The sequence below is a fragment of the Herbiconiux ginsengi genome, assembly GCF_900107435.1.
GTDB lineage: Bacteria > Actinomycetota > Actinomycetes > Actinomycetales > Microbacteriaceae > Herbiconiux > Herbiconiux ginsengi.
Genome location: NZ_FNPZ01000006.1, coordinates 117393 through 137710, shown reverse-complemented (window position 1 = coordinate 137710; position 20318 = coordinate 117393). Strand labels below are relative to the sequence as shown.

The following is a 20318-nucleotide window of genomic DNA, read 5'->3' as shown; positions in this document are numbered from 1 at the left end:
GGTCGGCGCCCGGCTCTTCGACGACCACGTCGAACTGATCGTGAGCGACACCGGGATCGGGCTCAGCGAACTGGAGCAGACCAAGCTGTTCGACCGCTACTTCCGCGCCGAGGGGGTGCGCCAGTCCACCATCCACGGCTCCGGACTCGGCCTCACCATCAGTCGCGACATCGTGCGACGCCACGGCGGAGACCTGGTGGTCTCGAGTGCCCTCGGCGTGGGCACGACCTTCACTGCGTCGATCCCCCGCGCGCGCTAAACTCCGACTCACAGAACATTTCGATCGAGGGGGGTCTCGGCGCATGGTACTCGACCAGCCGACTCTCCTCATCGTCAGCGGGCTCGTGATCGTGCTCTGCGGAATCTCCTTCATCACGAACACCGCGATGCGCCGGAACGACGCGTCGGGCAGGCTCTGGAGCATCTCCTACATCGCGGGCATGCTGACCGCGCTGTCGTTCCTGGTGTGGAGCGTCTCGCCCTATCTCTGGTGGGTGCTCGCCATCGGCAACACCGCCTACGTCATCTCGATCGGCGCCATCTGGTCGGGCTCGCGGGTGTTCAACGGCCGCAGCTCGTACATCTGGGTGGTGCTGGCCGGCGGAGGCGTCGTCGCGCTGCTCACCGGTCTGGAAGGGCCTGACGGCGGCATCTGGACGGGCTCGACGGGGTTGTTCATCGGCATCGCCGTGTTCGCAGGGCTCGGCGGCGCCGAAGCGATGCGTGCCCGGATGCGCCGCAACCTCAACGCCCGCATTATCAGCCTCTGCCTGTGGATCGTGTGCGGCTTCTACGTGCTGCGCAGTTCGATTTTCGTGACCATGGGGCCGGACAGCTCGATCTTCACCACCTACTTCGGCTCGCAGATCACGACGATCATCACGATCGTGCTGGTGCTGCTCGGCACCATCTCCATGTCGATCCTGCAGGCGGAGCGGTCCGGCGCCCGGGCGCTCGGCGACGTGACGGTCGGCGTGCACTCGGTGGTGGGCGTGCTCTCGGCCGCGTCGTTCATGCAGCAGTGGGCCGACTGGGTCGAACGGGCATCCTTCAACGGCGACCGGCTCGCGATGATCGCGATGGACGTCGACAACCTGCCGCAGATGAACACGGCGTTCGGCCGCACCTTCGGCGACACGGCCATCCGCTCGGTCGCCCAGATCGTGCGCCACTACTCGCCCACGACGTCGCTGCTCGGGCACACGGGTGCCGGGCGGTTCGTGATCGTGGTGGTGACGGCCAACGCCAACGAGGCCGAGCGGCTCGCCATCCGGCTGCAGACCGCTCTGGTCGACGAGCCGATCGACCCGCAGCAGTCGCTCCGCGCCACCGCCAGCTTCGGCGTGGTCGACACCGACGCCTTCGGCTACAGCCTGCCCGCCCTCCGCCGCGCCCTCGACGACGCCACCCTCACGGCCCGCGACGAGGGTGGGAACCGCATCGTGGTCGGTAGGGTCGCAGCTGCCGGGTAGGTAGTGGGTACCCGCCGCCACTTCCCGCGATGCGCGGCCTGCGGTCGCGCGTCGCTCGCTGCTCGCGCCGCCGCTCCTGCGGCGCGAGGCGACATGTTCGGGTGAGGTCGCTGACGCGGCCTCGCCCTCACCCTGGGTCGTCTGAGCGCGGCCCGCGGCCTGCGGTCGCGGGGGGACTATTGGGGCGGGGCTATCGCGATCGTGAGCTGGTCGGTGGCGGTTTGCTTGGCGTAGTCGGTGGAGTCGGGGGCCGACTGGAGGAGGATCTCGTAGGTGAACGAGAGGGTCATCGACGTGGCCGCCGGGTCGAGGGCGGGCAGCACGAAGGTCTGGCTGTAGCTGTAGGGGTCTTTCACCAGGTAGCCGGGCGCCACGGAGGCCTGATCGGTCAGCGGCGCCGGAGCCGGCAGCGAACCCTTCGGGCCGTCGACCGCGGGGGTCACCGAGACACGGGAGAGGTAGATCTTCTGGCCCTGGTCGGAGCCGAGCTTGCCCGTCATCGAGAAGCTCAGCGGCTTGTTGGCCGCCGCGGTCCACTGATCCATGCTGAGGGTCGAGTAGTAGGTGACGGTGAGCGAGATGTCACCCGCCTTCAGTTCGTGCTGGGTCGAGCCCGTGGCCAGCTCGTTGATGATCGGGGTGATCGTGGCGCTGGGCGTCGGGGTCGACGACGACGTCGATGTGGCCGAGGCGGAGTTGAAGCCCGGCTGGTCCCAGGGGGCGGTTCCGCATCCGCTCAGCCCGGCGACGACCGCTGTGGTCAGCCCTGCGGCTGCCGCCAGAACCGCTGCTCGGCGGCCTCGTGCCCCGCGATCACGCGCCATCGGTTCGCCCCCATCTTCGACCTGAGCCAATCTTAAGGCGATCTTGACGAGACGCTGTCGCATTGAAGCCGGGAACGCTTGGGGTCGTATCCCAGACTGAGGACATGGCAGAGATCATGAACCCGTACGTCACGGACCGCACCGACCTCGGTGCCGGCCTGGACGACCTCGCGAACGACTTCATCGAGTCGGTCGAGGCACTCCCGACGTACCGCCCCACGATCGGATGCATCATCCCGGCATACAACGAAGCCGAGTCCATCGGCGCCGTGCTCGAATCCCTCCTGGGCCAGACCCGCCTCCCCGACGTCATCCACGTGGTCGTGAACAACACCACCGACGACACGGTGAAGATCGCCGCGCAGTACGCCGGCCCGCACCTCAAGGAGGTCGACGGCATCGAGCAGTTCACCGAGGTCTACGTGCACGACATCGGCAAGAACAAGGACAAGAAGGTCGGCGCCCTCAACTACGGCTTCCAGCTGGTGGAAGGCTGCGACTTCCTGCTCGGCGTCGACGGCGACACCACCGCGGCCCCGGATGCGGTCGAGCGTCTGGCCGAGGAGATCACCTCCGACAGCCGCATCGGCGGCATCTCGGCCATCTTCTCCATCGACGACCGGCCGATCAAGGGCTTCGTGGCGAAGTTCCTGATCACCGGCCAGCGCTTCCAGTTCGCCGCCTTCAACATGCAGAACATGCTGAAGGGCCGCAACATGGCGGTGCTCGGCGGCCAGTTCTCGATCTTCAGCACCAAGGCGCTGCGCCAGATCATGGTCGAGAACCACCAGGACACCCCCTGGGTGAAGGACTCCGAAGTCGAGGACTCACTGCTGTCGCTGCAGATCAAAAGCGCCGGCTACCTCACCAAGATCTCGGCCCAATCGCGAGCGGATGTCGGAGGCATGACCACCCTGCGCGGCCTCGACGCCCAGCAGGTGAAGTGGAACTTCGGCGCCATCGAGCTCATGTGGCCGGGCCAGCGCGGCGACACCAAGGGCCAGCCGTTCCACCCGAACCTGCGTCTGCGCTGGCTCGAGAACCTCTCGATGCTCACCAACCTGGTGACCCGCGTGCTCTTCGTGCTGCTGCTCATGGGTTCACTCTCGATCAGCGCGTTCGTGTTCTCGCCGATCTGGCTCATCCCGCCGGCGGTCGCGATCCTGCTGAACCTGCGCACCGCGCTCTCCATGCAGAACCGGAACGGGCGCGACCTGGTGTTCGCCCTGTTCCTCTTTCCCGCCGAGATCTACATGTGGGTGCGGCTCGGGCACTTCCTGCGGGCCTGGACCAAGTTCCTCAGCCGCAAGCAGACCGACAACTGGGCCGCCCAGGCCAAGGCCGAACGCGGTCGCGGCAACGGCTACCTGGTGCCGCTGGTCATCCTCGTGCTCGTCGTCGCCGTGATGGTGCTGGGCTGGTTCCAGCTCGACCCCTTCATGCAGTCGACCATCCTCTGGATCGGGTGGCCCGTGCTCGGCGTCATCACCGTCATCCAGACGCTCAGCATGGTGGCGAAGGTGCTCCGCCGCTACCGGGGGTACAAGGTTTGACCCCATTCCGATACGTCGAACAGGACGTGACACTCGCTCTCCTCTGCTCCATCGGAGACGAGAGCCGCGGCCGGTTCGTGCTCGACTTCATCAACCTCTGGGAGACCCGATCCCAGAGGTTGATGAACGCGCTCGGCAGCCACGACTTCGACGAAGCCGATGTCGTGCTGCTGAGCATCCGCAGCAGCAGCACCATGCTCGGCGCGTGGCCCCTCGAGGCCATCGCCGGCATGGTGCATGCTGCGGTGAAGAGAACCGATCTGGCCGGATGCGTCGGTCACCTGGCCCGCTTGCGCGAGGTCGGTGCGGCCACCTGCCTCGAGCTCACCCTGCTCGTGGAGTCGCGCTGCTCATCCCCGACCGCCGGGGTGAGCTGAGCGCGGTGACCTCAATCGTCTTCGGAAGCAGCCAGACGGTAGCCGACCCCGCGCACCGTCTCGATCCAGCGCGGGGTGGTGATGCTGTCGGCGAGCTTCCGGCGCAGGTTCGCCATGTGCACCTCGATGGCGCGCTTGTCGGCCTCGCTCACGAAATGGGCGGTGACGTAGCTCTCGCCACGCAGCAGCAGCGCCAGGTCGGCCTTGCTGCGCACGCGGCGCTTCGACTCCATCAGGGCGTTCAGCAGGTCGAACTCGCTCCGCGTGAGCTCAACGGGGCCGCCGTCTTTCTTCTCGACGAGGCGCATCTCGGAGTTCACGCAGAGCCCGTTGTGCTCGAGCCAGCCGTCGTCGGGATCGAAGTTCTTCGGGGCCGCGGGTTCCGCGGGAGCAGCTGTCGGCACGGCCGCCGCGGCCTCGGGTGCGACAACGGCGTGCGCGGGACTGTGCGTCGGCGCCACGGGCTGGGCCGGGGCGACGAGGGGCGGCGCTCCGGGCGCGACCGGGGCGACCGGGGCCACCGGGCCCGACCCGTCGCTCGTGAGAACCTGGCGCGGGCGCCGCATCATCGCCTCGATGCGGGCACGCAATTCGCGCGGACGGAAGGGCTTCGTGACGTAGTCGTCGGCGCCGGCCTCCAGACCCTGCAGCGTGTCGATCTCCTCGTCGCGCGCCGTCAGCATCACCAGGTAGGTGTTGCTGAAGGCACGGATGCGCTTGGCCGCCTCGAAGCCGTCGATGCCGGGCATACTGACGTCGAGCGTCGTGACGGTGGGATCGTAGGCCCGCACCGCTTGAACGCCGTCGAGGCCGTTGCCGGTCGCCACCACTTCGAAGCCCGCCTGAGTCAGAACCGTCTCGAGCAGGTGGCGGATGTCAGCATCGTCTTCGATGATCACCGCGACGCGTCTTTCCGCATGAGAGTCCATTGCCACGATCGTACCAACGGATGGGGATCCAATTGAGTGTTTCAGCGCCGGAAGGAGCCCGGGTCGCGATCGTGAGCAAGGACGCTCTGTTCACCGGTGGACTCCGTCATTGGCTCGGGTCGAACGATCCGCAGCTCGACGTGGTGCTCGCCGCCACCAGCTGGGGCGACCTGCTGCACGACCCCGACTTCCCCACCGACCTCGTGATCCTGGACGCCGCGTCGAGCACACGCAACTCGGTCGAATCGCGCGTGCGCACCCTACGCGCCACCGGAACCGCCGTGCTCGTGATGACGACCACCGGCATCGGCGACGACCCCCAGCGTGCCGTGTCGGCGGGGGCGTTCTGCGTGCTCGACAAGAGCGTTCCGCTCGGGCTGATCGACGAGATGGCCCGCGGCGCCGTGGGCCTGCCGATCACCCATCGCGGCTGAAATGCACGATTTCAGCACGACCGACCGCCTATAAGGCACCGGTGGCACGGAGATCCTGCATAACGCTCGAGGACTCGTCAGTGAGCGTTGGCCGCCAGCTCGCGTGCTCCAGCGTTCCACCACTCCCCCGCGGTCGGGCCGCCGTTGCAGGTGCCGTCGCTCTCGCCGGGGGGCTTCACCCAGAGGTTCGCGTCTTGGGCGCTGCCCGAGGGGCTGACCGAGGGCTCCGCGCCGAGCGCCCGCCCGGGCGGGTTGCACCACTGCCCGTCGGAGCCGTTGCCGTTGCGCGAGGTGTCGATGACGTAGTGGGCGCCACCGGTCTGCGCCGAGATCTGCTCGGCATAGGCCTGTTCGAGGTCGGTGGCGTTGTAGTTCGAGACGTTGGTGGCGAAGCCGCGCGCCCGGTCGACCCCGGCGCGGTTCAGCAGGTCGGCCATCTCGGCCGCCGGCCCCCAATTGGAGTGCCCGGCGTCGATGTACACCGTGAGGCCGGCCTCCGCGAGGCTGTCGACGGCGCCGCCGATCTCACCCAGCCGCGCGTCGACGTTGCCGCACTCGCCGGCCAGTGCCAGCGCATCCGGTTCCAGGATGATCACGGCCGGGCTGCCGGAGAGCGCGTCGGCGATCTCCTGCACCCACACCGGGTACTGCTCGGCCGACAGGCCGCCGCTGGACTGATTGCCGCAGTCGCGGTCGGGCACGCCGTAGACCGTGAAGACCGGAGCCTGGCCGAGCTTCCCCGCCGCCTCCGCGAGCCCGGAGACGTAGCCGCCGATCTCGCCCAGCGGATGCCTCTCCGGGGTGAGCCAGATCGCGGTCGGCACCCGGGCGATTCGCCCGAAGGCCGCCGCATCCGCGTCGTCACCGGCGGCGGCGGCCGCATCGGCCGCCGCCTGCGCCGTCGATCCCGGATCGACGTAGAGGGATGTGTCGGCGAAGAGGTTGTCGGCCGCCGCACCTCCCTGCGCGAGGATGCCGCTCACCCCGACGACCGTGGTGGCCAGAACGCCGGCGATCGCCACGATCGCCACCCCCAGGCCGACGCGCGGCAGAACGGTGCTCACGAGGGGGTCCTCCTCCGGTCGGAGTCGTCCCACTCTAGCCCACGAGCGGCGGCGTCAGATCCTGCCCGGCGGCACTCGGCGCGCTGTCGGCGCGCTGGCCCGATCCGGCGACCGGCGTCGCGCGGGAGACCGTGCCGGCTGCGCCGTAGGCTTTCAGCCGCGACATGGTCTGGGCGAAGGGCACGGGCCTGCCGTAGAAGAAGCCCTGCGCATGGCGCACCCCGATGCCCACGAGGATGTCGACCGCATCCTGGGTCTCGATGCCCTCGACCACGGTGGAGTAGTCGAACGCGTCGCCGAAGCCCTGCAGCGCCCGCACCACCTCGCGCTGGCGGGTGTCGTCGAGGTTGTCGACCAGCGACCGGTCGATCTTCAGGATGTCCATCGGGATGCGCACGAGAGCGCCCACGCTCGACGCCTCCGAGCCGTAGTCGTCGAGCGCGATCAGCATGCCGAGCTGCCGGAAGTGCTCCGCCTGGGCGCGGAGGTCGTCGTCGATGTCCTTCGTCGAGCGTTCGTTGAGCTCGAGGCAGAGCGAGACATCCGGATACCGCGGCACGATGTCTTTGAGAAAGGCGCCGACGTGCTCGTCGCGGATCTGCTCGACCTCGAGGTTGATGGTCATCACCGAGATGCCCGGCACGATCTTGCGGAACTCCCGCGCCGCCTTGAGCGACGCCTCGATCACCTGCTTCGTGAGCAGGTCCATGCGGCCTAGCCCCTTCGCCTTCTCGATCAGCGACGAGGTGGAGATACGGCCGAGCTCCGGATGCGTGTAGCGCACGAGCGATTCGAAGGCCCAGATCTTGTCTTCCACCGTGTTCACGATGGGCTGGTAGACCACGTTGAGGATTCCGTCGTCGATGGCCTTGGCCACGATCTCGTTGATGCGGCTGGAGCGGTGGGGGGAGATGCCGATGCTCGACTCGAACGACGGACCGCCCTGCCGGCGGGACTTCTTGATGGCGAGCATCGAGTGGTCGGCGTCGACCACGATCGACTGCGGATCGGTCTCCTGGTGACCGGAGTAGGCCAGGCCCACGCTGACGAGGGGCCGGTACTCCCGGCCGCCCAGCATGGCCGGAGCACCGATGTTCGCCACGATGTGGTCGGCGACCGCCTTCGACTCCGCGAGGGACTGCAGCTTCGTGAGCACCACCACGAACTCGTCGCCGCCCACCCGGGCCACGAAGTCGTGCGGACGCACGCTGGCGCGCAGGCGCGTCGCCACCGTGGAGAGCACCTCGTCGCCGATGTGGTGGCCCTCGGTGTCGTTCAGGCGCTTGAACTGATCGAGGTCGATGAAGAGCACCGCGATGCCCGAGGCGTAGCTGCGGTCTTCGTTGAGTCGCGCCAGGGAGCGCTGGAAGGCGTTGTAGTTCGGCAGCCCGGTGAGCGAATCACGGTCGACGCGGTCGAGCAGGGTGTCGTAGGCGCCCCGCACCCGGGCTGTCTCGGAGGCGATGTGGCCGATCGCGTCCAGCGCCAGCTCGTCGTCGGGGGCGAACGGGGCACCGCCGTTCTTGCGGCTGGCCACCAGATATTCGGTGGGCTCGACGGCGTCTTCCTGATGCTCGGAGACTTCGGCGCCCGGCACCATGGACTCCGGGGTGAGCTGCGGATCGGTCACGTTGATCGACGAGAAGCGCGCGCCGATCTCGTTGCGGCCGGGTGGCGTGCGACGCACGTCGAACTCCGCGGCGTCGATCGCCCGGCGAGCGAACTCGACCATGGTCTCCTTGGGGTCTTGCTGCACGTCCCACGGCAGTGCGCGGGCGGCATCCACCACCCCGCTCAGACGGCGCTCGCTGTTGCGGGTCTGCCGGCGCTTCGCCGCACCGTAGAAGACGAGCGCCACCACGAGCAAGGGGATGGTGTCGCGCGCCAGGCGCAACTCCTCTTCCGACCCGTCGACGACACCGAGCATCCCGGTCGAGGCGACGTAGACGGCGATCGCCACCGCCGAGCACATCGCCAGCACACCGAGCAGACGCCACGGGCTGAGCGCGGAGATGCCGAAGGTGTGCTCGATGCTCCAACGACCACGTTCCCGCACGAACTCGAGTGCGAGCACGATCAGCATGTAGGCGAGCACGCTCAGCACGATCACGAGCGGCGGGTACCAGCCGAGTGACAGGAGCCACCGCGACAGGGCCACGAAACCGATGCCGCCGAGGGCGGCGACCCCGGTCCATTGCGCCGACATCCAGAGCGAGCGGGTGGTGATGGCCCGGGAGGCGAAGTAGGCCATGGTCCAGAGCCCCACCTCGAGCGCCGGATTGGCACCCGTCGCGCCCACGATGAGCAGGGCTCCGGCGACACCGAACGGGGGAAGACCGGTGACCCGGCCGATCGGCATCTGGTAGACGGCCGTGACGCCGACGCTGATCAGGAACACGACGCAGGTGATCCAGTTCGGCGGAGGCGAGGTGAGCCCGGAGACGACGCCGACCGACGCGGTCGCCATCGCCACGACGACCAGCAGGTAGGAGACCACCGCGGAGGCCTTGCGCTGCTCGGGCTCGGACATGCCGCGAGTTTATCCGCTGATCACCCGTTTCCGGGCCCTCCCGGCGCCGCGGGGGAGAGCAGTTCTCGCTCAGAGGCCGAGGGTGGCGAGGCCCGCATCCATCCGGCGGGCCAGCTCGGTGCAGCCGTCGTCGTTCGGGTGCGGGCCGCCGGCCGTTCGAAAGCGCAAACGAGACGGCAACCGACCCCATATGCGGAGCGGTTGCCGTCTCGTTTGCGGTTTCAGACGGGTCGCGGCGTCAGACGGTGGCGGGAACCGAAGCGTCGGCGGCGATGAGCTCGGCGATCTGCACGGCGTTCAGCGCGGCGCCCTTGCGCAGGTTGTCGTTGCTGATGAAGAGCGCGAGGCCGCGCTTGCCGGGCGCCGACTGGTCTTGCCGGATGCGGCCGACATAGCTCGGGTCGGTGCCGGCCGCCTGCAGCGGAGTGGGGACATCCGACAGCTCGACGCCCGGAGCGCTTGCGAGAAGCTCCTTCGCACGCTCGGGCGTGATGTCGTTGGCGAATTCGGCGTTGATGGCGAGCGAGTGGCCGGTGAAGACCGGGACGCGCACGCAGGTGCCCGCGACGAGGAGGTCGGGGAGTTCGAGGATCTTACGGCTCTCGTTGCGGAGCTTCTTCTCCTCGTCGGTCTCGCCCTCGCCGTCGTCGACGATCGATCCGGCGAGCGGGATGACGTCGAAGGCGATGGGGCGCACGTACTTCACCGGCGCGGGGAACTCGACGGCACGGCCGTCGTGCACGAGGTCGAGGAGGCCGGGCTGCTCGACGGCGGCGCGAGTCTGGCTCGCGAGCTCTTCGGCGCCGGCGAGACCGGAGCCCGAGACGGCCTGGTAGGTGTTGACGATGAGACGCTCGAGACCGGCTTCGGCGTGCAGCACCTTCAACACGGGCATGGCCGCCATGGTGGTGCAGTTCGGGTTCGCGATGATGCCCTTGCGAGCCTCGGCGATGGCGTGCGGGTTGACCTCGGAGACGACGAGGGGAACATCCGGATCCATGCGCCAGGCGCTGGAATTGTCGATCACCAGCACGCCGGCCGCGGCGAAGCGCGGGGCCTGGGCGCGGCTGCCGGTGGCGCCGGCCGAGAACAGGGCGATGTCAAGGCCCGTGGGGTCGGCGGTCTCGACGTCTTCGACCACGATGTCCTGGCCCTTGAAAGGCAGCACGGTGCCGGCGGAACGAGCGGTGGCGAAGAACCGGATCGACTCGATCGGGAAGTCGCGCTCTTCGAGAAGACGGCGCATGACCTTGCCGACCTGACCGGTTGCGCCTACGACGCCGACGTTGAGTGCCTTGCTCACGATGTTTCCTCTGCTCATAGGGTTCACAACTCGTCGCGAGCCGTCAATATTCGCCCTTCCCGGGAGATTTTAGGGCGAAAAGTGACGGGTCGCGAGGAGGAAGGGCGGCGGCGGGGTGGGTCAGCGACCGGTGCCGGCGTGCACGACGGCCTCTTCGGCGGCGTCGAGGCCGAAGGCCGTGTGCACTACCCGCAGGGCGTCGTTGATGGTGTCGGCGCGGGTCACCACCGAGATCCGGATCTCGCTCGTGGAGATCATCTCGATGTTGATGCCGGCTTCGAAGAGCGCCGTGAAGAGCTTGGCCGACACCCCGGCGTTGGTGCGCATGCCGGCGCCGACGAGGGCCAGCTTGCCGATCTGGTCGTCGTACTGCAGGCCTACGAAGCCCACCTCGTCTTGCTCGGCGCGGAGCGCGGTGAGCACGCCCTGACCCTCGCTCTTGGGCAGGGTGAATGAGATGTCGGTGAGGCCGGTGCTCGCGGCGGACACGTTCTGCACGATCATGTCGATGTTCGCGCCGGTCTTGGCCACGATCGTGAAGATCTGCGCTGCCTTGCCCGGGATGTCGGGAACGCCGACGACGGTGATCTTGGCTTCGGAGAGGTCGGTGGCGACCCCGGCGATCATGGGCTCTTCCACAGCACCCTCACTTCTCTCGGTGGTGGTCGACGGGGTGCCGGACTCGGCCTCCGTCGGGTTGTAGACGATGGTTCCCTCGTTGTTGTTGAAACTCGAGCGCACGTGGAGGGTGACGCCGTGGCGCCGCGCGTATTCGACGGCGCGGATGTAGAGCACCTTCGCGCCGTTGGCCGCGAGCTCGAGCATCTCCTCGCTCGTGATGCGGTCGATCTTCGAGGCCTTGGGCACGACCCGCGGGTCGGCGGTGAAGATGCCGTCGACATCCGTGTAGATCTCGCAGATGTCGGCGTCGAGCGCCGCGGCGAGCGCGACGGCGGTGGTGTCGGAACCGCCGCGGCCGAGGGTGGTGATGTCTTTGGTGTCACGGTTGAAGCCCTGGAACCCGGCGACGATCACGATCGCGCCCTCGTCGAGCGCCTCACGGAGCCGCACCGGCGTGACGTCGACGATGCGCGCGGCGCCGTGCCGCGCATCCGTGATCATGCCGGCCTGGCTGCCGGTGAAGCTGCGGGCGTCATGCCCGAGCGACTCGATGGCCATCGCGAGCAGCGCCATCGAGATGCGCTCACCCGCGGAGAGGAGCATGTCCATCTCGCGGGGGACCGGGATGGGGGCCACCTCGTGCGCGAGATCGAGCAACTCGTCGGTGGTGTCGCCCATGGCGGAGACCGCGACCACGACCTCGTTGCCCGCCTTGCGCGTCTCGACGATGCGCTTGGCCACCCGCTTGATGCTCTCCGCGTCGGCGACGGACGACCCGCCGTACTTCTGCACGATCAAGCTCACGTGGGACTCCTGGTGGCGCTGCACTGCTTGCGCTGTACTGGTTAGGGAAAGGGCTGCGAAAACCCGACTGCCCACTATATCGCGCGCGGGATGCACGAATCCTGCGCGCGAGCCGGTCCCGGGTGGCGGCACGGGCGGCGGATGCTCGGCGCCTGCGCGGCTCGCTCCAAGGCGATTCGCGGCATCCGTTCACGAGCCATTCACGCGGCCGGAATAGCGTCACGCTGTGACCAACTGGAACAAGAAGGCCTTGAAGGCTCGGCTGCGGGCCGACATCGCCTTCGACACCGCCATAAGGCCCGTGACGGCCGACGTCGCCACCCGCAGACTCGAGTACTTCAACATCGTGACCGGCGTGGATGCCGGCACGATCACGCCCGAGGCCGGGGCGGTGCTCTTCGACGAGCTCGCGGAGACGCTGGCGGCCTGAGGGGTCTCGCTCGACGCAGCTCGCCGTGCTACGTGTCGTTTCGGGCGAAAGAGCGTGCGAGTTCGCCCTCAGGAGCGGTCGATTGCGCCCTCGTTCGCCCGAATCGACAGGTCGTGCCGGGACGCGTGTCGATTCGGGAGGAGGAGAGCACGACCGAGGGCGTATTCGGGCTCGGTTGCGCTGTGCTCCTCCCGAAACGACGGCACGAGGCTATTTGGCCTGGTCGTAGCTGTCGACGATCGCGACCGTGACGGGGAACTGCACCGGGGCGTCGCCGAAGATGAGGCGCCCGGCCTCGACCGCGGCGGCGCGCAGTTGCTCGGCCACGGCGTCGGCGAGGTGCGCGGGGGTGTGCACCATCACCTCGTCGTGCAGGAAGAAGGCGAGGTGCGGGCGCTGTTCGAGGCGGGCGGGCGTGGTTGCGGAGGTGGCGAGCGCGGGCGCGGAGGTGGCGGGCACGCTGCCGCCGGGCGCCGTGCCACCGGGCTCGGGGCGGGCGGGCGCAGACGTTGCGGGCGCGGTGGTAGTGGTCGCGGGCGAGGAGGCGGCGGGCGTGGGCGCGGAGGCGGCGGGCGTGGTCGCGGACGTGGCGGGAGCAGTGCCGCCGGGCGCGACCGGGGCGACCGCGCGCGCATCCAGCAGCCAGAGGCGGCGACGGATGGCGCCGATCCAGCACAGCGCCCACTCGGCGGCGGTGCCCTGCACCACGAAGTTGCGCGTGAAGCGTCCCCAGCTGCGGGCGGCGGATCGGGCCCGGGATCGCGCGGCCTCGCTCGCGTCGTCGCCGCCCGCGGCATCCTGCACGTCTTGCCAGGCGTCGCTCGGCCGGGGCGAGGTGCGGCCGAGGCGGGTGGTGACCACCGCACCGGCCTCCCCGGCGCGCGCGGCGTCTTCGACGAACTTGATGGCCGCCGGATACGCCCGGGCGAGGCGCGGGAGCATGCGGCCGCTCTCGCCGCTGGTTCCGCCGTACATCGCACCGAGCATCCCGAGCTTCGCGTGCGCTCGGGTGTCGACGGCCCCCGACGCGACGATGCCGTCGTAGAGGTCTCGGTCGCGGCCCGCGGCGGCCATGGCGCGATCGCCGGCGAGGGCGGCGAGGATGCGCGGTTCGAGCTGGGCGGCGTCGGCCACCACGAGCTTCCAGCCCGGATCGGCCACCACAGCGCCGCGCACCTGCTTCGGCAGCTGCAGCGCTCCCCCGCCCTCGGAGGCCCAGCGGCCGGTGACCACGCCGCCCGGGATGTAGTTCGGATGGAAGCGGCCCGCACGCACCCAGGTGTCCACCCAGCTCCAGCCGTTCGCCGTGAGCAATCGGGCGAGCTTCTTGTATTCGAGCAGAGGCGGAATGGCCGGGTGGTCGATCTCTTTGAGCTCCCACGAGCGCGTGCTCGAGACGTTGAGGCCAGCGCGGCGCAATGACTTGACGAGTTCGGCCGGCGAGTCGGGGTTCACGGTGGGGTCGTCGAGGAGAGTGCGGATGCTCGCGAGCAGCTCCTCGAGACGCGCGGGCCGGATGCCGGGCGCCGCCGGGCGCGCACCGAGGAGTCTCGTGAGCAGGTCGTCGTGCAGGGCTGCGCTCCACGGCAGTCCGGCGTGCTGCATCTCGGCCGCGACCAGGCTGCCGGCGGATTCGGCCGCGAGCAGGAGCGCGATGCGGCTCGGGTCGGTGGCACCTTGGACGGCGGCGCGCTGCCGACGCCACTCGGTGAGCTCGGTGGGTTCGCCGGCCGGTCCCCCGCCCGACCCACCGTGCGCCGCTGGACGGCCCGCGGCATCCCGCGCACCGCTCAGGTCGGGTCCGACCGCGACGTCGCCGTCGCGCGTCGCGAGGTTCGACCGCATGGCCGGGTGGGATCCGCCGGCTGGATTCGCCTCGGCACGTGCAGACGACGGCTCGGCGAACTCGTCCAGGGCGTCGAAGAGGGTCGCCTGCTGCGGGGCGGGCGACGCCGGGCCGGGCGGGAGAACGTCAAGGCGGGGTGTCGTGTCCCATTCGTCGGACGGCGACTTCGCGAGGGCGGATGTCGCAGTGAGAGACGAATGGCGGAGGATCGCGTGCGAGAGGCGGAGGTCGACACATCGTTCCACACGCACGCCGGCCGCAAGCAGCCCGGGGTACCAGCGCGCAGTGTCGCTCCAGACCCACCGCGGATGCTCCCGTTCGAGCCGCGCGACCGCTTCCGGCAGCTCGGTCACCGCCACGTCGATCGGCGGCGACTCCACGGGTTGGCGGGCGAACGGTTGCCCGCCGACGGGCGGCGGCACCACGGCGGAGGGAGGCGACGCGTCAGCGGACGGGGGTGCCCCAGCGGACGCAGGGTCAACGGCGGATGGAAGCGCCGCTGTGGGCGGGAGCGCGTCAGCGGGTGGGGGTTCCGCGGAGCGCCCGGGCGCCACGGTGGGCGCGGGCACCGCCACGAGCGGGGGCGCCGCAGCGGGCGCAGGCACCGCAGCGGATGGAAGCGCCGCAGTGGGCGGGAGCGCGTCAGCGGGTGGGGGTGCCGCGGAGGGCGCGGGCGCAACCGCAGCGTTCGGCGCCGCGGCAGCGGGCGCGGGATCGGCGATGGGGATGAGGCGCACGCGGCCGGGGCCCGCATCCGTCACGATCACGAAAGGGACCGCCGGCCGAGGTTCAGCGGGGCGGCCGGGCATGCTCAGCTCTCGACGAGCCGGCGCCCTTCGAAGGCGCGGCCGAGGGTGACCTCATCGGCGTATTCGAGGTCGCCGCCCACCGGGAGCCCTGACGCGAGGCGGGTGACCCGGATCTCGAGCGTGGTGAGCAGGCGGGAGAGGTAGGTGGCGGTGGCTTCGCCCTCGAGGTTCGGGTCGGTGGCGATGATCACCTCGGTGACCGTGCCGTCGGCGAGGCGCAGCATGAGCTCGCGGATGCGGAGGTTGTCGGGACCGATGCCGTCGATCGGGCTGATCGCACCGCCGAGCACGTGGTAGAGACCGCGGAATTCGCGGGTGCGCTCGATGGCCACGACGTCTTTGGCCTCTTCGACGACGCAGATGAGGTTCTGCGACCGGCGCGGGTCGCGGCAGATCGAGCAGGTCTCCTGTTCGGAGACGTTTCCGCAGACGGTGCAGAAATGCACCTTCTCGCGCACGTCGGTGAGGATCTCGGCCAGTCGCGACACGTCGAACGACTCGGTCTGCACGATGTGGAACGCGATGCGCTGCGCCGACTTCGGGCCGATGCCGGGGAGGCGACCGAGTTCGTCGATGAGTTCCTGAACGATTCCTTCGTACATGCGGGTGGCCGTCAGCCTTCTCTGCCCGGAAGGGGCTGTTCTTCGATGAAGTTGGCGCCGAGGATCTCGCGCACGACTGCTTCGCCGTAGCGGGCGCGGCCACCCGCCGTGGCGGCCGGGGCGGATGCGGGAGCGGGCCGGGCGGACGACGCCGGAGCCGCGGGCGCAGCATCGGCGGCGGGGTCGGGCGCGGCCTCGAAGCGGAGAGCGCCGGGGCGGGCCGCCGGGTCGGGAGCGCCGGAGGGGCGCGCCGCGCGCTCGGACGGCCGAGCTCCCTGCGGGCCGTTGCCGTTGCCCGCGGAGGGGCCGGATGCCACGGAGCCGGATGCGCCGGTGCCCGCAGTCGCGGAAACGGCGCGGTCGGTGCCCGCAGTCGAAGACGCGTCTCGGCCGTCCGAACCCGTAGCGGTGCCGGTCGAGGTCGCCGGAGTGCGGGCGGGCGCGGATGTCGGCGCTGAGGTATGGCCTCCGGGCGCCGTCACCGAGCCGGCCGCACCGTACTCGGCACGGTCGGGCGGGAGGTCGGGCTCGTCGCTCGGCAGAGGTTCATCGAAGGGCGGGGGCTCTTCGTCGGACGAGGTGGGGATGGCCACGACATCCCACGAGGTGGTGGGCGCCGGAGCCGCACCGCTCTGCGATCGTGCCGCAGTCGCGGCCCTGGCGGGGGCTGCCTTCGCAGTGGGCGCTCCCGGTGCGGCTGCAGTGGCGTCGGCCGCCACGGAGCGACCGGTCGAGGATGTGGCGGTCGCGGAGGAGGCGTCGGCGGACGGGGAGGAGGGCACGGGCGCGGAGGAGGCGTCGGCGGATGCGGAGGAGGGCGCGGCCGAGGATTCGGCAGCTGACGAGGGCGCGGCCACCGACGACCCAGGGTTGGAGACGCCGGGAGTCGACCAGGTGGGAGCCGGGGACGCTTCGGCCGACGGAGCGGAAGGGGCCCAGCCATCGGAGCTCGCGCCCGCAGAGGGAGAGGTCGCTTTCGGCGAAGAAGCCGAGCCCTGGGTGCTCGCGCTCTCGGGAGCCGCCTCAGACGGAAGAGACGCCGGAGCCGTCGACACGGGCTCGGAATCCGGGGGCGCATCCGGACCACCGGACGAAGCGGCGTCATCCGATGCCGTCGCCTCGGGGCGGAGCGACGAGTCGACGCGCGCGATGTACTTCACACGCAGGCCGAGAACGTCGACGATGGCCTGCCGCAGGTATTCGCTCACGCCCTGGCCGGGCGCCGAGCGCTCCTTGAAGCTCGCCACGTCGTTCTCGCTCGGGAACGCCAGCGTGAGCACATCGCCGTCGAGTGCCCGCACCTGAGCGGTGTAGACCACGAGCCAGGCCGTTCGCTTGGCCTTCTGCACGGCCTCGAGGATCTCGGGCCACGAATCCTTCAGCTGCTGCAACGACACCTCGCCGGCCGCGGCCTGCACCGGTGTGCTCGCGATGGGGGGCGCGGCGGAAGACGACGAGCCGCCCGCCCCGGCGGAGTGGGCGACGCCGGGCCCAGCGCCTGGGCCGGCAGGTGCCTCGACGGCCGATCCGGTCGACACCGGCGCGTTCGGCGCGGGGGCAGCCGAAGCCGAGGAGGGCTGTGCGGATGCCGCCGAACCGGAAGACGCCGTACCCGTCGACCCCGGACGTGCCGCATCGGTCGCGGACGATCCGGGCCGCGACGACGCCACCGGCGCCCCACCACCCGACGGTGCAGCACTCGACCCCGCGGCGCGCGTCTCGGCACCCTCCCACGAGGTCGCCGCAGAGGCAGAACCGGCCGGCCCGGCACTCGTGACCGACGAGCGCGCCTCGGCGCCCGCAGACGAGCCACTCGCAACCGCAGCACCGGCATCCGGCCCGTCGACGCCGATGCGCCGCTCGAGTCGCTCGACGCGCACGAGCGCGCCGCGCTCCGTGTCGTCGGACGCGGGCACGAGCGTGCGCGCGATCATCAGCTCGAGGTGCAGTCGCGGCGAGGTCGCCCCCGTCATCTCGGTGAGCGCATCGTTCACGATGTCGGCGACGCGGGACAGCTCGGCGTGACCGAACATGGCGGCCTGGCGGCGCATCCCTTCGATCTCCTCGGCCGGCACCCCGCGCAGCACCGACGACGCCGACTCCCGCGTGGCCGAGACGATGATGATGTCGCGCAGGCGCTCCAGCAGGTCTTCGACGAAGCGCCGCGGGTCTTGCCCGGTCTGGATGACGCGGTCGACCGCATCGAACGCCGCGGCGCCGTCGTGGGCGCCGATCGCGTCGATGACCTCGGAGAGCAGGGCCCCGTGCGTGTAGCCGAGCAGTGCGACGGCCCGCTCGTATTCGACCCGGTTGTTCTCGGAGCCCGCGATCAGCTGGTCGAGCAGCGACAGGGTGTCGCGCGCGGAGCCACCGCCGGCCCGCACCACGAGCGGCAGCACGCCCGGCGCCACCTCGACGCCCTCGGTCTCGCAGAGCTGCTGCACATACTCGAGCAGCTGTGCCGGCGGGATGAGGCGGAACGGATAGTGGTGCGTGCGTGACCGGATCGTGCCGATCACCTTGTCGGGCTCGGTCGTGGCGAAGATGAACTTGATGTGCTCCGGCGGCTCTTCGACGATCTTGAGCAACGCGTTGAAACCGCCCGAGGTCACCATGTGCGCCTCGTCGATGATGAAGATCTTGTAGCGATCGCGCGCCGGGGCGAAGATGGCCCGCTCGCGCAGGTCGCGCGCGTCATCCACACCACCGTGGCTGGCGGCGTCGATCTCGACCACGTCGAGCGAACCCATGCCGTCTCGGCTGAGCTCGACACAGCTCGGGCAGACACCGCACGGCTTGTCGGTGGGGCCCTCGGCGCAGTTCAGGCAGCGGGCCAGGATGCGCGCCGAGGTGGTCTTGCCACAGCCGCGCGGACCGCTGAACAGATAGGCGTGATTGACCCGGTTCGTGCGCAGTGCCGTCATCAACGGATCGGTCACCTGCGACTGACCGATCATCTCGGCGAAGTTCTCTGGCCGGTAACGGCGATACAGGGCGGTGACCACCCAGTAAGACTACCTTCGGCCACCGACAGTCGGGCCCGGAAGAACTAGTCCAGGTTTCGCGCGTAGCAGACCGAGATGTCGGAGTCGGCGTAGGGACCGAAGTTCGGGATGCGGGCGTACCCCTCGCGCTCGTAGAAGCGGATCGCGTCGGGCTGCTCCGTGCCCGTCTCGAGCAGGAGGCAAGCCACCCCCAAGGCCCGCGCCTCGTCTTCGATGGCACGGAGGATCGCGGTCGACACCCCGGTGCCGCGCGCTTCGGGTGCCACGTACATCCGCTTGATCTCGGCCCCGCCACCGGTCAGCGGGCGGAGCCCCCCGCATCCGATCGCCGCCCCTTCGGGTGACCGGGCCACAAGGAAGACCGGCACCGAGTCGGCCGTCGGCGGGTCACCGGGCTCGTGGTCGTCACGACCGTAACGGGCGTCGAGTTCGTCGCGCTGCGCCTGGCGGAGGGCCGCCGAGTCGGCGCCGTCGAACGGCTCGCGGGCGATCGTGAAGGCAACGGGCACGGTGATCCTCTCGTCGTAACACGCATTACCGTAACGCTTGTTATGCTAACGATGCAAACCACCCACGCGCATCACGGAGCAGGAGAAGGATGAGCCGCCCACGCAACCTCGCCGACCAGCAGCAGCGGCTGTCGGAAGCCACCTGGTCGGTGCTCACCGAGCGCGGACTCCCGGGTCTCACGATCCGTGCCGTCGCCGAACGCGCCGGATGCACCACAGGCCTCGTCATGCACGCCTTCCCCACCAAAGAGGCCTTGCTGCTGCATGCCCGCGACCTGCTGCACAGCCGCACCGGCGAGCAACTCGACGCCGCCGAGGCGACGACCGACGCACCAGAAAGGGCGTTGCGAGCGGTGATGCTCGACGCGATGTCGCTCGACGAGGTGAGCGTCGACGAAGCTCGCGTGTGGGTCAGCTACCTCGCCGCAGCGCTCGCCGACCCCACCCTCGCCGAGCGCCACGTCACCGGCAACCGCCGGTTGATCGCGCGGGTCACCCGGCTCGTGCAGGCCTGCCGCCCGGCGTGGTCCGCCGACCGGGCCGGCCGCGAGGCGCTCGCGCTCATCTCGCTCGCCGACGGCGCGAACACACTCAGCACCCTCGACCCCGAGACCTACTCCCCCGCGGCGCAGCGGCGGATGATGACCGACGCGATCGACCGGATGCTCGGCAGCCACGGCCACGGCGACACCGACAGCGACACCGCAACCACGGGCGACGCACCGACGTTCGTGTCACCGGCCGAAGCCGGCCTTCGCATCCGCCCCTTCCGCGCCTCCGACACCGAGGCGGTCGTCGCCCTCTGGGATGCGTGCGGCCTGACCCGCCCCTGGAACGATCCGCGTAAAGACATCGCCCGCAAGCTCACCACCCAGCCCGAGCTGTTCCTGGTGGCCGAGAGCGGCACCCTCGTCGGCACCGCGATGGCCGGCTACGACGGGCACCGCGGCTGGGTCAACTACCTCGCGGTCGACCCGGACATGCAGGGACGCGGACTCGGCCGCGCTCTCATGGCCGAGGTCGAGCAGAGGCTCGAGGCGCTCGGCTGCCCGAAGGTGAACCTGCAGGTCCGCGAGGGCAACGAGCCCGTGATGGAGTTCTACCGCGCGATCGGCTACACCCGCGACGCCGCCGTGAGCTTCGGCAAGCGCCTCATACCGGATCTCTGACCAGAAAATGTCCAAATAGCGAGGACCGATCCCCTAT

At 69.9% G+C, this 20318-nt stretch carries 17 protein-coding genes; 7 read left to right on the top strand and 10 right to left on the bottom strand.

The annotated features are described in order from the left end of the window. Positions 1-259, top strand: a 259-nt coding sequence (locus tag BLW00_RS20635) for an ATP-binding protein (RefSeq protein ID WP_139256829.1), incomplete at its 5' end; no start/stop codon positions are given. Between the two features lie 43 nt (positions 260-302). Then, positions 303-1472: a GGDEF domain-containing protein gene (locus BLW00_RS20630; protein ID WP_092557773.1), complete on the top strand. Its 1170-nt coding sequence runs from the start codon at positions 303-305 to the stop codon at positions 1470-1472. Positions 1473-1648: 176 nt separating this feature from the next. Here BLW00_RS20630 and BLW00_RS20625 read toward each other — a convergent pair whose 3' ends face one another. Then, a complete protein-coding gene (locus tag BLW00_RS20625) occupies positions 1649-2296 on the bottom strand; it encodes a hypothetical protein (RefSeq protein ID WP_092557771.1) in 648 nt (215 codons plus the stop codon). Positions 2297-2400: 104 nt separating this feature from the next. Between BLW00_RS20625 and BLW00_RS20620 the strand changes: the two genes are divergently transcribed. Together BLW00_RS20620 and BLW00_RS20615 are read left to right on the top strand one after the other, a co-directional pair. Continuing rightward, entirely contained in the window at positions 2401-3849 is a 1449-nt protein-coding gene (locus tag BLW00_RS20620) for a glycosyltransferase family 2 protein (protein ID WP_175494479.1), read from the top strand. Positions 3850-3875: 26 nt separating this feature from the next. Further along, entirely contained in the window at positions 3876-4226 is a 351-nt protein-coding gene (locus BLW00_RS20615; RefSeq protein WP_139256828.1) for a hypothetical protein, read from the top strand. A gap of 11 nt (positions 4227-4237) precedes the next feature. On the opposite strand, the gene BLW00_RS20610 is transcribed toward BLW00_RS20615, so the two are convergent. Then, positions 4238-5155, bottom strand: a complete 918-nt coding sequence (locus BLW00_RS20610; RefSeq protein WP_092557768.1) for a response regulator transcription factor — start codon at positions 5153-5155, stop codon at positions 4238-4240. A gap of 71 nt (positions 5156-5226) precedes the next feature. On the opposite strand from BLW00_RS20610, the gene BLW00_RS20605 reads away from it, so the two are divergent. Then, complete coding sequence (locus BLW00_RS20605; RefSeq protein WP_092557766.1) at positions 5227-5589, top strand: response regulator transcription factor; 363 nt, start codon at positions 5227-5229, stop codon at positions 5587-5589. A gap of 77 nt (positions 5590-5666) precedes the next feature. Here the strand turns inward: BLW00_RS20605 and BLW00_RS20600 are convergent, their stop codons facing one another. From BLW00_RS20600 to BLW00_RS20585, 4 genes are all read right to left on the bottom strand, one after another. Then, positions 5667-6653, bottom strand: coding sequence for a glycoside hydrolase family 6 protein (locus BLW00_RS20600; RefSeq protein WP_245741714.1), 987 nt, complete (start codon positions 6651-6653; stop codon positions 5667-5669). A 34-nt stretch (positions 6654-6687) separates the two neighbouring features. Continuing rightward, positions 6688-9183 (bottom strand): EAL domain-containing protein, encoded by a 2496-nt coding sequence (locus BLW00_RS20595; RefSeq protein ID WP_092557764.1) that lies wholly within the window; start codon positions 9181-9183, stop codon positions 6688-6690. Between the two features lie 238 nt (positions 9184-9421). Further along, positions 9422-10486, bottom strand: coding sequence for an aspartate-semialdehyde dehydrogenase (locus tag BLW00_RS20590; RefSeq protein WP_407650985.1), 1065 nt, complete (start codon positions 10484-10486; stop codon positions 9422-9424). Between the two features lie 120 nt (positions 10487-10606). Beyond that, entirely contained in the window at positions 10607-11911 is a 1305-nt protein-coding gene (locus BLW00_RS20585; protein WP_092557760.1) for an aspartate kinase, read from the bottom strand. Positions 11912-12137: 226 nt separating this feature from the next. On the opposite strand from BLW00_RS20585, the gene BLW00_RS20580 reads away from it, so the two are divergent. Further along, the gene (locus tag BLW00_RS20580; protein ID WP_092557758.1) at positions 12138-12341 is read left to right on the top strand and encodes a hypothetical protein; all 204 of its coding nucleotides are present in this window, start codon (positions 12138-12140) and stop codon (positions 12339-12341) included. Between the two features lie 210 nt (positions 12342-12551). On the opposite strand, the gene BLW00_RS20575 is transcribed toward BLW00_RS20580, so the two are convergent. The 4 genes from BLW00_RS20575 to BLW00_RS20560 form a co-directional block, all read right to left on the bottom strand. Then, positions 12552-14996 carry a bifunctional 3'-5' exonuclease/DNA polymerase gene (locus tag BLW00_RS20575; protein ID WP_139256827.1) on the bottom strand — a complete coding sequence of 815 codons (2445 nt, stop codon included), beginning with the start codon at positions 14994-14996 and terminating at the stop codon, positions 12552-12554. A 2-nt stretch (positions 14997-14998) separates the two neighbouring features. After that, on the bottom strand, positions 14999-15598 hold the full coding sequence (gene recR, locus BLW00_RS20570; RefSeq protein ID WP_092557756.1) for a recombination mediator RecR: 600 nt from the start codon (positions 15596-15598) through the stop codon (positions 14999-15001). A gap of 11 nt (positions 15599-15609) precedes the next feature. Next, complete coding sequence (locus tag BLW00_RS20565) at positions 15610-18555, bottom strand: DNA polymerase III subunit gamma and tau (RefSeq protein ID WP_092557815.1); 2946 nt, start codon at positions 18553-18555, stop codon at positions 15610-15612. 92 nt (positions 18556-18647) lie between these two features. Continuing rightward, positions 18648-19112, bottom strand: coding sequence for a GNAT family N-acetyltransferase (locus tag BLW00_RS20560; RefSeq protein ID WP_092557754.1), 465 nt, complete (start codon positions 19110-19112; stop codon positions 18648-18650). A gap of 89 nt (positions 19113-19201) precedes the next feature. On the opposite strand from BLW00_RS20560, the gene BLW00_RS24330 reads away from it, so the two are divergent. Next, positions 19202-20281 carry a GNAT family acetyltransferase gene (locus BLW00_RS24330; RefSeq protein WP_217634452.1) on the top strand — a complete coding sequence of 360 codons (1080 nt, stop codon included), beginning with the start codon at positions 19202-19204 and terminating at the stop codon, positions 20279-20281. Positions 20282-20318 lie beyond the last annotated feature (37 nt).